A 14,155-nucleotide genomic window follows, 5' to 3' on the forward strand; every position below is an offset into this window, starting at 1 on the left:
GTCGTTCGCGGTCTTATGTCCAGGTTCGGGACGGACGGGCAGCGGCGCCTGGTTCGCCCCGGAACGCGGTTCGTGCCCGGGGCCGGGGTGGGCGCCGGGTTACGGTGGTGCTCCACCTTGGTGCCGGGGTGGCCGCCGTTCCGGGGGCGCGGCGGACGGTCTGTTCGGGAGGCGACCGCATGCTGACACGCTCGACCATCACGACCTGGGTCAGACGGGGGCTGCTGGGGCTGCTGGCCACCCAGGTCGCCGTGGTCGCGACCCTCGTCGGGATCGACCAGTGGCGCAAGAGGGTCCGGCCGCACCGGGCCAACTTCCCCCGCACCGATCCCGCCTCGGTGCCCGTGGGGGAGACCACCGCGACGGTCTACACCTACGGTGAGGACCTGTTCGAGGACATGCTCTCCGCGATCAGGGGCGCCCGCCACCGCGTCCTGTTCGAGTCCTTCATCTTCAAGGCCGACGCTGTGGGGCAGGAGTTCAAGGCGGCGCTGATCGAGGCGGCCGAGCGCGGGGTCGAGGTGTACGTCATCTACGACGGCTTCGCCAACCTCGTGGTGCCGCGCTCCTTCTTCCGCTTCCCGCCCTCCGTGCGGGTCATGCGCTACCCCGCCTTCCGCCCCGGCGTGCTCCTGCTCAACGTGCGCAAGTCCGGCCGCGACCACCGCAAGATCCTCACGGTGGACGGGAAGACGGGCTTCGTCGGCGGGTTCAACGTGGGCTCCACCTACGCCATCGAGTGGCGCGACACCCACCTGCGGGTCGTCGGCCCGGTCGTGTGGGAGCTGGAGAACGCCTTCGTGGACTTCTGGAACACCAACCGGCGCGCGGACCAGCCGGAGCTGCAGGGGTTGGGGGAGGCGGAGTGGGACTCGCGCATCCGCGTCCACCGCAACGTCCCCGAGCTGATCATCTACCCGATCCGGGCCATGTTCCTGGAGGCGGTGGACCGGGCCAAGGAGCGGGTGATCTTCACCCAGGCCTACTTCATCCCGGACCGCGAGCTCGCCAACGTCCTGATCGAGGCGGCGGGCCGTGGCGTGGACGTCAACGTGCTCGTGCCCGAGAACTCCAACCACGTCGTCGCGGACTGGATGGCGCGCGGCCGGTACTCGGAGCTGCTGCGGGGCGGGGTGCGGCTCTGGCTGTACGAGGACGCCATGGTGCACGCCAAGACCGCGACGGTGGACGGCCGGTGGAGCACGATCGGCACCGCGAACGTGGACCGGCTCAGCCTCACCGGCAACTACGAGATCAACGTGGAGATCTTCGACGAGGGCGTGGCCCGGCACCTGGAGAAGGTCTTCGAGACCGACCTCACCAACGCCCGGGAGCTGACCGAGGAGGAGTGGCGGGGGCGCCCGTTCGCGGCCAAGTTCAGCGAGATCGTCCTGGCCCCCTGGCGCGGATTCCTGTGAGCTGGGCCACCTGAGCGCGGCCCTCGTCGCCGGGTCCGGTTCAGACGTCCTTCGGGGACAGGCGCGGGAACTTCCGGGGGAAGAAGCGGTCCGGATCGGCCCTGCGGGGCCGGGGACCGCCCCAGTGCTGCGGGCCGGGCTGGGGGTCCTTCTTCAGCGCCCCGGAGATCGCGGAGGGCGACCCGCCCCGCTGGCGCCCCCTGTCGTCGGCCCCGAGTTCGGTCATGTCGTCCCCGTCCGCCATCCGGCCACCCCCGTCCGTGCTCACGCACGCGTCCTGCCTGGTCCTTCGCTGTCCATGATGGCTCGGAAGGGGGCGGGGGCCGCCGCCCGACACGGAGGGGTCCGGCAACTTTTTCGCGGCCGGGGAGGGTCTCGTGGGGACTTGTGACGTCTTGACGGGGTTGGGACGGATTCCAGACGCGGGAAAAGACGGAAGGGCGCCCCTCTCGACCGACGAGAGGGGCGCCCTTCCGTTGAGGCGGCCCCAGCAGGATTCGAACCTGCGACACCCGCTTTAGGAGAGCGGTGCTCTATCCCCTGAGCTATGGAGCCATGGGTGATGCCAGGGCCGGACGTTACCCGGCCACGGGGCCAAGCCTAACCCAGGATGGGTGTGCGTGGGGTGTCGATTGGTGTTGGGGCGGTGCGGGCGAGGCACTCTGCGTGCGCGGCACAGTACGCTGACCTACGATTGGTTGTCCTGGTTGCGGTGTGATGTTGTTCATTTCGCGTGTCGTGATGAGAGCCGCCCGCGCGCTTCGGTCACTCTGGGCGGGCGGGTGTGAGCGGTCATCGCACCCCGACGACCAGGCCTTCTTCCAGAGGCCGTGCGAGACGGCCGGGAGGGCGGCGGCCAACCGTCCACGGGTTCGGCCGTCGGGCCGCACTGTCCAGTGTGTCCGCATGTGGACATGTAGTACGTTGCCTTGCGGCCACGAGTAGGTGTTCGAGGAAAATGCAGCCGGAGGATCATTCGTGCCGTTCACTTCCGAGTCGGCGCGGCGTAGGTCCCGCGTACCGGGTAGCGGGGTGCTGACCGTCCTGGGGGCACACCACCGGGTCCGGATCGCGCAGGCGCTGACACTCATGTTGGTCACGTCCCTGTTCGTCGTGCCGGGGTCCGTACCCCTGGCTCCGCCAGCCGAGGCGAGCCTGGAGGACCTCCGCGAGCGCGCCGAGTCCGCCGCCGACGCCCTGGAGGAGGCGACCGACGAGTACGTCGCGCGTCAGGACGCCCTGGAGGAGGCGCAGGAGGACCTGATCTCCACGCTCCACGAGCTCCAGCAGATCGAGGGCGACCTGACCGAGATGCGCGAACCGCTCGCCCAGCTGGCCAGCACCATGTACCAGCAGCCCGACGCCGGCGTCCTCGGACTCCTCGCGGCGGGCGACCTCGACGACGACCTCCAGACGCAGTCCTACGCGGCCAAGCTGTCCGAGGACAACCAGGCGCTCATCCAGGACGCCACCAACCTCCGCGCGGAGCAGGTGGACCTGGCGGGGGAGGCCCAGGAGCTCCAGACCTTCACGCAGCTCGAACAGGCCGAGCTCGCCGCCGAGGTGGACTCGCTGCGCGAACAGTCCGAGACGAGCATGAACGAGCTCACGGACGAGCTGGAGTCGCGGGGTCTGGACCCGGAGGCGTACATGGCGGCCGCCGACTGCGACCCGAGCGCGGCCTCGAACGCGGGCGGCTACCCCAACGGGCTGCTCCCGCAGGAGGCACTCTGCTCGCTGTACGACGACAAGTTCCTGAGGGCCGACGCCGCCGTCGAGTTCCTCCAGCTGAACGTCGAGTACGTCGAGGAGTTCGGCGAGAACATCTGCATCACCAGCGCCTACCGCGACCTGCCGAACCAGCACCGGGTCTACGCCCAGGAGCCGCCCGGCTTCGCGGCCGTGCCCGGTACCAGTAACCACGGTCTGGGCCAGGCGATCGACCTCGGTTGCGGCATCCAGAACTTCCGTTCGGAGCGGTGGAACTGGATGGAGGAGCACGGGGCCAAGTACAACTGGATCCACCCGGCCTGGGCGAAGTCCAGCCCCTTCGAGCCCTGGCACTGGGAGTACGAGGGCTAGAGCACCGCGCGCGGCCGGTCCCGGACCGGCCGCCAGCGACCCGGAGGGCGGCCCCGCGGGGCCGCCCTCACGTGTGTCGGAACGGGGGCCGTGCGGGCCCCTGAACGCACTAGGAGACGGTCTCCGGGGTGACCTCACTGGTGCAGTGGGCGCACTTGCTGGCCTTCTTGTTGATCTCCGAGAAGCAGTGCGGGCACTCGCGGGTGGTGGCCTCCTCGGCCTTGATGAACTTCTCCATCAGCTTGCCCATGGGCAGGACCACGAGGAAGTAGAGGACCGCGGCGGTGATCAGGAAGGAGACCAGGGCGTCGACGAAGGCCCCGTACAGGAACCTGCTGCCGTTGATCTCGAAGTAGAGGTCCGCGAAGGTGGGGATCCCGCCGAAGATCCCCAGGAGCGGGGTGATGAACCCTTCGGTGAACGCCGAGATGAGGCCGGCGAAGACGGAGCCGATGACGACCGCGACCGCCAGCTGCACCAGGTTTCCCTGGAGCAGGAACTTCTTGAAGCCTTCCATGGAACTGCCCTACGTGTTCGTGAGTGATGGATGCGCCCGGTGGGGCGCCCGGGACAGCTTTCACCACCCCTGGTCATCGGTCAACCGCGAATCGTGACAGACAGTCGCGAGGTGGTCGCGTGCCCGGCCAGGGCTCTGGCTTCCTCGCTGGTCGCGGCGATGAGGACCAGCGCCCCGACCTCCCCGCTCGGACCCTCCTCAGCCGGGACCGCCAGCACGGGCCGGTCCCCGACGACCTCGACGGCGTGCCCGGGTCCGGGGTGCGGTCCGCCGAACCCGTCGGCGCCCGTGGCCGCGAGCACGTCCACGCGGCTGCCGGGGGAGAGCAGACCGACCGCCCCCGGATCGGCCACCCGCACCGGGACCGCGACCATGTCAGCGCCGTAGCGGAGCGCCGGGGGGTCGCTCAGCCGGGCGTCGGTCAGTACCTCGCCCCGGCGCACCGGAGCGTTCAGCGAGAGCCCGGACGTCGGGTCCCCGGGGGCGAGGGCCCCGTCCGGGACGGAGCGCTCGGCCATCACGAGCGGGGTGAGGTCGTCCCCGGACAGCGGCGCGGTGGCGTCGAGGTCCCTGGCGGCGACGAGCACCTCCGCCTCGGGCTGGGGAGGGGGTCGCAGGACGAGGACCGCGCAGACCACGGCCAGGGCGGTCAGGACCGAGGCGACGGCGCGGCGGTGACGGTCGAGGAGGCGGAGCGGGCCGCGCCGGAGCCGGAACGGGGGCGGGGGGTTGCTCATGTCTCCAACGCTAGGCCGGGGGAGGCGGCCCGGGAGGGTTGTCCACAGGGCGGATTTCCGCCCGGACCCCGCAGTGCCCGGGGGCCCCGGAGACAACAGAAGCGCCGCCGAGGGGCCTCGGCGGCGCGGCCACGGTCAACGGTGCGGTGGCTCAGCTGCTGGTCGCGGCGGTGCTGCCGCTGGTGCTCTTGCTGCTCGACTTGTCGCTGCCGCCCGTGCTGGCGGTGGAGGCGGCGGCGGGGGTGCCGGTGCCGCCGGAGTCGGAGGAGGGCTTGGCGGAGTCGGCGGACTTCTCGCCCTTGCCCTCGGTGCCGCCGTCGGTGTTGGAACCGGTCAGGGCGGAGCTGTTCGTGGTGGACTTACCGCTGTCGGTGCGGTAGAAGCCCGAACCCTTGAAGACGATGCCGACCGCGGAGTACACCTTGCGCAGGCGCCCCTCGCACTCGGGGCAGACCGTCAGCGAGTCGTCGCTGAAGCTCTGCACGACCTCCATCTGGGCGTCACACTCGGTGCACGCGTACTGGTACGTAGGCACTGTTCCGGGTCCTCCTTGCTGGCACTCACACCCGTTGACTGCTAAATAGTACGCGTTCGCCGACCACGGCCGCGACAACCCCTCACCGCTGCGGCGCCGGGTGTCCCGTGAGCCGGGCGGTACCGGGCCGGGCCTGCGGGGTGCGCGCGTACCGGGGCAGGTCCGGGACACGACCGCCAGCCATAACGTTCCGCCCCGTCGCCTTAATCCCCCCGGCCCCGTGTCCCGGGGCGCACGGGCCTCACCGGGGCCGGCCGTCCGGGGCGCCGCCGGGCCAGACCGCCGAGCCGGGGTCGAACACGTGGAGCCCGCCGCCCGGGGTCACGACGGCGTCCACCGGCCGGTCGTGCGGCTCCGCGGGCAGCGCGTCCACGAACTCCTCGTCGTGGACCACGGCGATCGCGGGCGTGTGCGGGCCCCGGAGCGGCAGCGCGCGGTCGTAGCAGCCCGCGCCGCGCCCCATCCTCGTCCCGCTCCGGTCCACCGCCACGGCCGGGCAGACCACCGCGTCGGCGCGGCCCAGCACCTCGGGGCCGTAGCGGTGCCCGGTCGGCTCCACCAGTCCGTGTCCGGCCGGTTCGAGTCCGTCCGGACCTTCGTAGGCCGCCCAGTCGAGCGTCCCGTCGGGCAGGAAGACCGGCAGCAGCACGTACGTGCCGCGCTTCCACAGCGCGTTGACCAGCCCCCGGGTGCCGGGCTCGCCGCCCACGGAGTAGTAGCAGGCCACGGTTCCGCCCATGGCCAGCCACGGCAGTTCCATGAGGGTGTCGCGGACGGCGGAACCCACACGGGAGCGCTCCGCCGCGTCCCTCTCCCGCCGCGCGGAGAGCAGGCGGGCGCGCAGTGCGCGCTTGGCGTCGCGGTCGTGTTCGTTCGTGGCACCCATGGGCCCCAGTGTGGCACCCGGCCCCCGCCTCCCCGGAGGGGTGAACACTCGGTTGCGGTTACCACGACTTCGCCCGAAACGACGGGGACTTCTCGGCCACGGGAAGTCATCGGTCCACGTAATCGGGGTTGTCTGTCCTAAAGTGCCGTTCATGAGCGCCGACACCGACCAGAAGCGACCCCGCACCGACGCCGCCGTGACCAAGGCGGTCGTACCGGCGGCGGGGCTGGGCACCCGTTTCCTGCCCGCCACCAAGGCCACCCCGAAGGAGATGCTGCCGATCGTGGACAAGCCCGCGATCCAGTACGTCGTGGAGGAGGCCGTCGAAGCCGGGCTCAGCGACGTCCTGATGATCACCGGGCGCAGCAAACGCTCCATCGAGGACCACTTCGACCGCGCCTACGAGCTGGAGGAGGCGCTGGCCGCCAAGGGCGAGAAGGAGAAGCTCAACTCGGTCCGCGAGTCCAGCGACCTCGCGCAGGTCCACTACGTCCGCCAGGGTGAGCCCCGGGGCCTGGGCCACGCCGTGCTGTGCGCGGAGGCCCACGTGGGCGACAACCCCTTCGCGGTGCTCCTCGGTGACGACCTCATCGAGTCCGCCGACCTGCTCCGCCGCATGATCGAGGTGCGGCAGACCCACGGCGGCAGCGTCGTCGCGCTCATGGAGGTGGAGCCCGAGCAGGTGTCCCTCTACGGCTGCGCGGCGGTGGAGGCCACCGACGAGGACGACGTGGTCACCGTCACCGACCTCGTCGAGAAGCCCTCCCCCGAACAGGCGCCGAGCCGCTGGGCGATCATCGGCCGCTACGTGTGCGACCCGTCGGTCTTCCCCGTCCTGCACGACACCGCGCCCGGACGCGGCGGCGAGATCCAACTGACGGACGCCCTGAAGGAACTGGCCCGGACCAGTCCCGACCAGGGCGGCGGCGTCCACGGCGTGCTGCTGCGCGGCAACCGCTACGACACCGGCAACAAGGCCGAGTACATCCGCACCGTGGTGGAGTTCGCCTGCCGCCGCCCGGATCTGGCGGACGAGCTCCTGCCCTGGCTGCGGGAGTTCCTGGACCGCCAGGAGCGGCTCCGGGGCTGACCCGGGAGCCCGGGTCCGGGACGTCGGCTCCCGGGATGGTCACAATGGGTCCGGAGCCTCCTCCCGTGGCGGGGGAGGCCCCCAGCGCGTCCACGACCCGGAAGGACCTCATGAAGAGCGTCGAACAGCACATCTCCGACCTCCTGGGGTTGGTCGCCGCACCCGAGCCGACCGAGCTGGACCTGCTCCAGGCGCACGGAACGGTGCTCGCGGAGCCGGTCGTCTCCCCGGTGTCCCTGCCGGGCTTCGACAACTCCTCGATGGACGGGTACGCGGTGCACGCGGCCGACCTGGCCGGGGCCACCGCCGACTCCCCGGTCAGGCTGCGGGTCGTGGCCGACATCCCGGCGGGCGACGCGGACCCCGCGGCGATCCGGCCGGGGCTGTGCGCCCGCATCATGACCGGGGCGCCCATGCCCGAGGGCGCGGACGCCGTGGTCCCGGTGGAGTGGACCGACGGCGGCACCGTGGAGGTGGCGATCGACCGCCCCGCGCGGGAGGGCGCGTTCGTCCGGCGCCGGGGCGAGGACGTTCGGGAGGGCGCGACGGTGCTCAGCGCCGGGGTCCGGATCGGGGCGGGGGAGATGGGTGTCCTCGCGGCGGTCGGGCGCCGCTCGGTCCCGGTCCGCCCCCGGCCGCGCGTGGTGGTGCTCTCCACCGGTGAGGAGCTGGTCGAGCCCGGCCGCCCCCTCGGCCCGGGGCAGATCTACGAGTCCAACAGCTACATGCTGGCCGCCGCCGCCCGCGACGAGGGCTGCGAGGTGTACCGCCACGGCTTCGTCGGCGACGACCCGGTCACCGTGTGGAACACGTTGGAGGACCTGCTGATCCGCGCTGACGTGGTGGTCACCACCGGGGGCGTGAGCATGGGCGCCTACGACGTGGTCAAGGAGGTGCTCTCCACCAAGGGCACCGTCGAGTTCACCCAGGTGGCCATGCAGCCCGGCAAGCCCCAGGGGTTCGGCGCGATCGGTCCGGACGACACCCCGATCCTCACGCTCCCGGGCAACCCGGTGAGCGCCTTCGTGTCCTTCCACCTGTTCGTCCGGCCGGTCCTGCGCAGGCTGCGCGGCCTGCCCCCGAAGCCGCTGCCGAGCGTGCGGGCACGGCTGGCCACCCCGGTCGGCTCGCCCCGCGACCGCCGTTCCTACCTGCGTGCCGTGCTCTCCGACCCCACCGCCCTGGACCCGGTGCCCGCGGTCGCCCCGGCGGTGCGGCAGGGCTCCCACCAGCTGTCCGCGCTGGCCGAGGCCAACGCGCTCCTGGTCGTCCCCGAGGAGGTCACCGAGCTGGCCGCCGGTGACCTGGTCGAGGTCCTGGTCCTGCCCGAGCACTGACGGCGGCGGGTGTCGTCCCGGAGGAGTACGGTCGTCCTTGGACGCGTCACCACGCGACCCCGTGGCCGACCGTTCCGGGCGGCCGCGAGCCCGCACGAGACGATGAGTGGCTCCACAGCGATGACCGACACCCCACGCCCGGAGGCGCACCCCTCCGGCCTCACGCACCTCGACGAGTCCGGATCCGCGCGCATGGTGGACGTCTCCGCCAAGTCCGTGAGCGCCCGCACGGCCACGGCGACCGGCCGGGTCCTGCTCAACCCGGAGACGGTCGCCGCCCTGCGTGACGGAGCGGTCCCCAAGGGCGACGCCCTCGCCGTCGCCCGGATCGCCGGCATCCAGGGGGCCAAGCGCACCCCGGACCTCGTCCCCCTGTGTCACCCGATCGCCGTGCACGGCGTGGACGTGGACCTGACGGTGACGGACGACGGGGTGGACGTCAGCGCCACGGTGCGCACCGCCGACCGCACCGGTGTCGAGATGGAGGCGCTCACCTGCGTGATGACCGCCGCCCTCGGCCTGGTCGACATGGTCAAGGCGATCGACCCCGAGGCCGAGGTCACCCGGGTGCGGGTCGAGGAGAAGACCGGCGGGAAGAAGGGCCACTGGAGGCGCGGTGAGTGACGCCGTGCACCGGGTCGCGGTGGTGACCGCGTCCAACCGCGCGGCGTCCGGGGTCTACCCGGACCGTTCCGGGCCCGTGATCGCGGAACGCCTCCGGGCCATGGGCTGCCGGGTCGTCGGACCCTGGGTCGTGCCGGACGGCGCGCCGGTCACCGAGGCGATCGAGCGCGCGCTCGACGAGGGCGTGGACGCCGTCCTGACCACCGGTGGCACCGGGCTGACCCCGCAGGACCTCACCCCCGAGGCGACGCGGCCCCTCCTCACACGGGAGATCCCCGGTATCGCCGAGGCGCTGCGGGCGGCCGGTCGGGAGAAGGGTGTTCCCACCGCCATCCTCTCGCGCGGCCTGGCGGGGATCGCGGAGCGTTCCGGACACCGGGCGGTCGTGGTGAACCTGCCCGGTTCCAGGGGCGGTGTGCGCGACGGGATGGACGTGCTGGAGCCGGTTCTGGGCCACGCGATCGACCAGCTCCGTGGCGGAGACCACCCCCGGCCCGAATGACACCGGACAATGACCGGAATCACATCGGGGGCATTCCGGAGGTGGAGAATTCCTTGACCTGGTACCTGTTTTCGGTACTGGCGTGAATGGAGTTAGGAAACATCCGATTCTCGTGCCGTGAGGGTGACGCCCGCCACCTCACGCCGTCGGAGTGGAATACTGGAAGGCGTCACCGACACCGGGTGCTCCACGAGTACCGAGGGGCGGTGGCGCGACCGCGCAGGGCGGTCCGGAGGGCTCGGAAGGACGGACGTGAACCGCAGACAGGGGTGGCCCGCCACCCTTCAGGAGGGGCCGATCGCGCTTCGCCCTCTGCGCCTTCGCGACGCCCCCGTGCTCCGGGACACCCGGGCGCGCAACGCCGAGTGGCTGCGGCCCTGGGAGCCCACCTACCCGGAGATGCCGCTGCGCACCACCGGGCTGACGCCCTACGTGGCCATGCTCCAGGCCATCCGCCGCGAGGCCAGGCAGGGCCTGTCGATGCCGTGGTCGATCACCTACGAGGGCCGTTTCGTCGGCCAGCTCACCGTGGGCGCCATCGTGTGGGGTTCGGCACGGTCCGCGCAGGTCGGCTACTGGGTCGACAGCGCCTACGCGGGTCGGGGCATCACCCCGACCGCCGTCGCCCTGGCCGTCGACCACTCCTTCTTCACTGTCGGACTCCACCGGATCGAGGCCAACATCCGTCCCGAGAACCGCGCCAGCCGACGAGTGGTGACCAAGCTGGGATTCCGCGACGAGGGGGTGCGCAGACGCCAGCTCCACATCGACGGTGCCTGGCGGGACCACATCTGCTACGGCCTCACGGCGGAGGAGGTACCCCGTGGCGTGCTGCGGCGCTGGTACGACGGAACGCCTTCCGGTCCGCCCGAGGTGGGGGGTTCCGGCCCTGGTTCCGCATTGGGGCCACAGGGCCCGAACGGTGGCGGTGATCCGTGGGATCCGGCGAGTCCGCACCCGGGATCGAACTGAACATGGCACGATCACGGATGCGTCCGGATCTTAAACCCCTCTTTAAGCACAATGATTCATTACTTTGCGTTGAATTGGCACTGCGCTCCGCAGTCATCGCCTGACCTGCTCTTTCGTTCAGGAGGGTGTGACGACCGAAACTGAGGGTCCACAATCTTGCGACACTCCGGTCGGAATGTGGCGCATTTATGGACACGGGGTCGTACCGTGCGGAACATAGACGCATTGACGATGCGGGCAACGCGTGGATATGGCACACGGGAATCGACCCCGGTCCGACGAGGGCCAGGAACGATGTCCAGCCGGAGGACGTCTCTACTTCCGGGGGTACGTCCAGCCACACGCGGGGCGGTGTCGACGAAGTGTCGACCAACGTTCAGTGGCCGTCATCGTGAGGAGGGGTGATGAGCAGCTCTCCTCTGTACCTGGCCATCGTGGTGGTCTGGCTCATCGTCCTCGTCCCGATGCTGCTGCGGAAGGACGCGGTGGACACCGTCCCCGAGGACGGCCGCCGCGAGGACGAGGACGTCGAGGCGTCCGAGGCCGACGAGGAAGACGAGCAGCGCGCTGAGGACGACTCAGACGACGAGGGGGACCCGGACCTCACCGAGACCCAGGTGATCCGCCGCCCCGCCGTCAGGGACGACCACGGCGCCGAGGAGGAGGCTCCCGAGCGGAGTCGCCCGGCCGTCGAACGCGTCGGCCACGAGCCCCGGTCCCGCGTCATCGCCCGTCGGCGCCGACGCACCACCGTGCTCACCCTGCTGAACGTCGGCACCGTCGTGGCGGTCGCCTTCGGCCTCGGTCCCTGGTGGGTCATGGCCCCGCCGGTCCTGCTGCTCGTCGGACACATGGCCCTGCTGCGCGAGGCCGCCAAGGCCGACGCCGAGCGCCGCGAGGCCGTGGCGAGGGCACGCCGCCAGGCGGTCCTGAGGGCGCGCCGGGCCGAGGCCGAGGAGGCCCGCGAGGCCGAGCGCGAGGCCGAGATCATCGCCTTCATCGAGCGCCGCAGCCAGGTCTACGACCAGTACGCGGACGCCCGCCTGAGGGCCGCCGGAGACTGACCCCGGAGCTTCGGTTCGGACCACCCGCAATCTCCTGATAGTCTTTCAAACGTCTTCAGGGGCTATGGCGCAGTCCGGTAGCGCACCTCGTTCGCATCGAGGGGGTCTGGGGTTCAAATCCCCATAGCTCCACTTCACTCTGAGACGACCCTGTTCGGGGGCCTTCGGCCTCCTCGCGGGGTCGTTTCGTTTTCCCTCAGGGGGGCGACCCCCTGGGACCCCCGGGTGGCTCTGAGTCGACCCTGTTCGGGGGCTTTCGGCCTCCTCGCGGGGTCGTTTCGTTTTCCCTCAGGGGGGCGACCCCCTGGGACCCCCGGTGGCTCTGAGGCGACCCTGTTCGGGGGCTTTCGGCCTCCTCGCGGGGTCGTTTCGTTCTCCCGGGTACGCTCTCCCGCACACAGTCGAAGGGCCCGGTTCACCGAACCGGGCCCTTCGACTGTGTCCCTGGTCGCACTGGACGAATGCTGCTGATCCCTGTGGCGGGCGGTCGTCCGGACCGGAGCCCCGAGTGTCACCGGCGAAGCGTCTATACCCTGAGTCGGGTGACCGGTGTGTACCCCAGAGTACCCCGGTAGGTCCGGATGTCCTATGGGTCGGCGCCTTCGGATCGACGCGACCGAATCTATACAGTGGAAACTTTCCGGTGTATGGTTCCACTCATGGCAGACGGATACCACCATGGGAACCTGCGTACCGCCGTGCTCGCGCGGGCCGCGGAGGTCATCGAGGAGGAGGGCCCCTACGCCTTCAGCCTGCGGTCGCTCGCGGCCGACCTCGGGGTGAGCCACACGGCACCGAGGTACCACTTCGGCAGCAGGGAGGGCGTCCTCAACGCCCTGGCCACCGAGGGCTTCACCGAGCTGGCCCGCAGGTTGGCGGCCAACCGGGAGGCGGACGGGGGATTCCTGGAGTCCGGGGTCGAGTACGTGCGCTTCGCCATGGAGCACCCGGCCCACTTCCAGGTGATGTTCGCGCCGACCCTGCTCGACCAGGACGACCCGGCCCTCTCCGCCGCGCGTGACGCGGCCTTCGGCGAACTGCGCTCCGGAGTGGCGTCGGTGTCCGACGGGGGGAGGGCGGCCGACGATCCGGCCGCCGGGGTGGTGGCGGGCTGGTCGATCGTGCACGGCATCGCCACCCTGGCGCTCACCGGGAACCTCGACAACTCCGGAGTGCGCGCGCTTCTCGGGGACGCCGATCTGCTGTCCGTCACCCGACGCAGCGCCGGACTCCTCTTCGGCCCCTCGGGGCGACCCCCCTCACCAGCACAGGAGTGACCCATGTCAGCCGCAACGCTCATCACGTCCGGCGCCGTCCTGCTCACCGTGGTCGGCATCGCCTACGGCGGCACGTTCCTGCTCCGGGTCGTCAACGGCGCCTTCCCCGCCAACGAACTCCAGCGCTCCTACTTCCGTGCGGGGCACGCGCACGCCGGGGTCCTGGTGATCCTCGGCCTGGTCGTCCGGCTCCTGCTGGACCAGCCCACGGTTCCGGACTGGGGGCGGCTCCTCGGGGACCTGGTCCTCCTGGCCGCAATCCTCATCCCGGCCGGGTTCTTCCTGTCGGTGGTCGGCCGCGATCCCCAGGCCCCCAACCGGTTGCGGCTGCTCATCCCCCTGGGTGCGGCGAGCCTGGTCATCGGCCTTGTCGCCGCGGGTGCCGCGCTCATCGCGGGCGGCCTGGCACTCGGCTGACCACAGCCTCCGGTGGCGGGCGGGCGCGACGTTCCCCGGTGAAAAGCGGCGGAGATTACCTCTGTTAGGGAGAGACCGAAACCCAGCCCCGGCGTGCGTGAAGGAACCGGTTTCCACACGGGTGGGTGTCCCCCCTTCGACACGAAGCGTGATCGCCCGTCTTCTGGTGATACGCCCAAGAAGCGATGTTCTGTGTCGGTTTCTTACGCCTTGTCCCGGTGTCTGTACGCGTCCCACGTCGATTCCCGGCCCGCGCGAGAGCGATTGCGTGGTTTTCCAGCGCCCAAACCGCAATAGCGATAGCATCACACTCTGTTATGTTCGCCTTCGGGGATTTTGCTCCGCGCCGGTCTTGTTTTTGCAGGTCATCGGGGAGGGTGTGTTTGGCGTGGGTAAAGGGAACTTGCCTGAACTGCGACAACAGCGACTCCAGTGGGCTTTCGTACGCCACTGCTGCAAACTTTGGTCGTAGGTCGACCACGGAATGACGAATATTCGAACACGGGTCTTGTGAAGCCCGCCGGGATGGGACATCTTGGTTGCGGGATGGGCCGGAGACATCGATGGAAAGGTGGATGCCATGACCACGCACGCGAAGGCCTCTCGCAAGGGCAACGGCTGGAGCTGGTGGTAACCAGCGCACGCTGAACGCTCTTCAGTGAACTCACGTGCAGGGGGTCCGCCCGACGACGTCGGC

15 protein-coding genes and 2 tRNA genes are annotated in these 14,155 nt (G+C 70.6%); 11 read left to right on the forward strand and 6 right to left on the reverse strand.

What is annotated here, in order from left to right; all coding sequences use genetic code 11:
- Positions 1 to 179: 179 nt before the first annotated feature.
- Positions 180 to 1,418 carry a phospholipase D-like domain-containing protein gene (locus tag AC0VYL_RS03415; RefSeq protein WP_475459080.1) on the forward strand — a complete coding sequence of 413 codons (1,239 nt, stop codon included), beginning with the start codon at positions 180 to 182 and terminating at the stop codon, positions 1,416 to 1,418.
- 40 nt (positions 1,419 to 1,458) lie between these two features.
- Here the strand turns inward: AC0VYL_RS03415 and AC0VYL_RS03420 are convergent, their stop codons facing one another.
- On the reverse strand, positions 1,459 to 1,662 hold the full coding sequence (locus AC0VYL_RS03420; RefSeq protein WP_475483460.1) for a hypothetical protein: 204 nt from the start codon (positions 1,660 to 1,662) through the stop codon (positions 1,459 to 1,461).
- A gap of 238 nt (positions 1,663 to 1,900) precedes the next feature.
- A tRNA-Arg gene (locus AC0VYL_RS03425) sits at positions 1,901 to 1,973 on the reverse strand.
- A gap of 423 nt (positions 1,974 to 2,396) precedes the next feature.
- Here AC0VYL_RS03425 and AC0VYL_RS03430 point away from each other — a divergent pair.
- Positions 2,397 to 3,500, forward strand: coding sequence for a D-alanyl-D-alanine carboxypeptidase family protein (locus AC0VYL_RS03430; RefSeq protein ID WP_475459085.1), 1,104 nt, complete (start codon positions 2,397 to 2,399; stop codon positions 3,498 to 3,500).
- A gap of 109 nt (positions 3,501 to 3,609) precedes the next feature.
- Here AC0VYL_RS03430 and AC0VYL_RS03435 read toward each other — a convergent pair whose 3' ends face one another.
- The 4 genes from AC0VYL_RS03435 to AC0VYL_RS03450 form a co-directional block, all read right to left on the reverse strand.
- A complete protein-coding gene (locus AC0VYL_RS03435; RefSeq protein WP_475459087.1) occupies positions 3,610 to 4,017 on the reverse strand; it encodes an MscL family protein in 408 nt (135 codons plus the stop codon).
- An 80-nt stretch (positions 4,018 to 4,097) separates the two neighbouring features.
- Positions 4,098 to 4,754, reverse strand: coding sequence for an SAF domain-containing protein (locus AC0VYL_RS03440; protein ID WP_475482306.1), 657 nt, complete (start codon positions 4,752 to 4,754; stop codon positions 4,098 to 4,100).
- A 151-nt stretch (positions 4,755 to 4,905) separates the two neighbouring features.
- Positions 4,906 to 5,289 (reverse strand): FmdB family zinc ribbon protein, encoded by a 384-nt coding sequence (locus tag AC0VYL_RS03445; RefSeq protein ID WP_475459091.1) that lies wholly within the window; start codon positions 5,287 to 5,289, stop codon positions 4,906 to 4,908.
- Between the two features lie 241 nt (positions 5,290 to 5,530).
- Entirely contained in the window at positions 5,531 to 6,175 is a 645-nt protein-coding gene (locus tag AC0VYL_RS03450) for a 5-formyltetrahydrofolate cyclo-ligase (RefSeq protein ID WP_475482307.1), read from the reverse strand.
- Between the two features lie 151 nt (positions 6,176 to 6,326).
- Here AC0VYL_RS03450 and galU point away from each other — a divergent pair, with 151 nt between their 5' ends.
- The 9 genes from galU to AC0VYL_RS03495 all read left to right on the forward strand — a co-directional run bounded on the left by galU (position 6,327) and on the right by AC0VYL_RS03495 (position 13,458).
- The gene (gene galU / locus AC0VYL_RS03455) at positions 6,327 to 7,265 is read left to right on the forward strand and encodes a UTP--glucose-1-phosphate uridylyltransferase GalU (RefSeq protein ID WP_475459095.1); all 939 of its coding nucleotides are present in this window, start codon (positions 6,327 to 6,329) and stop codon (positions 7,263 to 7,265) included.
- A gap of 110 nt (positions 7,266 to 7,375) precedes the next feature.
- Positions 7,376 to 8,602: a molybdotransferase-like divisome protein Glp gene (glp, locus tag AC0VYL_RS03460; RefSeq protein WP_475459096.1), complete on the forward strand. Its 1,227-nt coding sequence runs from the start codon at positions 7,376 to 7,378 to the stop codon at positions 8,600 to 8,602.
- A 120-nt stretch (positions 8,603 to 8,722) separates the two neighbouring features.
- On the forward strand, positions 8,723 to 9,226 hold the full coding sequence (gene moaC / locus AC0VYL_RS03465) for a cyclic pyranopterin monophosphate synthase MoaC (protein WP_475459098.1): 504 nt from the start codon (positions 8,723 to 8,725) through the stop codon (positions 9,224 to 9,226).
- Positions 9,219 to 9,728, forward strand: coding sequence for a MogA/MoaB family molybdenum cofactor biosynthesis protein (locus AC0VYL_RS03470; RefSeq protein WP_475459101.1), 510 nt, complete (start codon positions 9,219 to 9,221; stop codon positions 9,726 to 9,728). Before moaC ends, AC0VYL_RS03470 begins: the two co-directional genes overlap by 8 nt.
- A 252-nt stretch (positions 9,729 to 9,980) precedes the next feature.
- Positions 9,981 to 10,700 (forward strand): GNAT family N-acetyltransferase, encoded by a 720-nt coding sequence (locus AC0VYL_RS03475; protein ID WP_475482308.1) that lies wholly within the window; start codon positions 9,981 to 9,983, stop codon positions 10,698 to 10,700.
- A 404-nt stretch (positions 10,701 to 11,104) separates the two neighbouring features.
- Positions 11,105 to 11,764, forward strand: a complete 660-nt coding sequence (gene sepX, locus AC0VYL_RS03480) for a divisome protein SepX/GlpR (protein ID WP_475459105.1) — start codon at positions 11,105 to 11,107, stop codon at positions 11,762 to 11,764.
- Positions 11,765 to 11,822: 58 nt separating this feature from the next.
- A tRNA-Ala gene (locus AC0VYL_RS03485) sits at positions 11,823 to 11,896 on the forward strand.
- Positions 11,897 to 12,423: 527 nt separating this feature from the next.
- The gene (locus tag AC0VYL_RS03490) at positions 12,424 to 13,041 is read left to right on the forward strand and encodes a TetR/AcrR family transcriptional regulator (RefSeq protein ID WP_475459107.1); all 618 of its coding nucleotides are present in this window, start codon (positions 12,424 to 12,426) and stop codon (positions 13,039 to 13,041) included.
- Positions 13,042 to 13,044: 3 nt separating this feature from the next.
- Positions 13,045 to 13,458: a hypothetical protein gene (locus AC0VYL_RS03495; protein WP_475459110.1), complete on the forward strand. Its 414-nt coding sequence runs from the start codon at positions 13,045 to 13,047 to the stop codon at positions 13,456 to 13,458.
- Positions 13,459 to 14,155: the final 697 nt, after the last annotated feature.

The organism is Nocardiopsis sp. iso_238 (assembly GCF_056173325.1).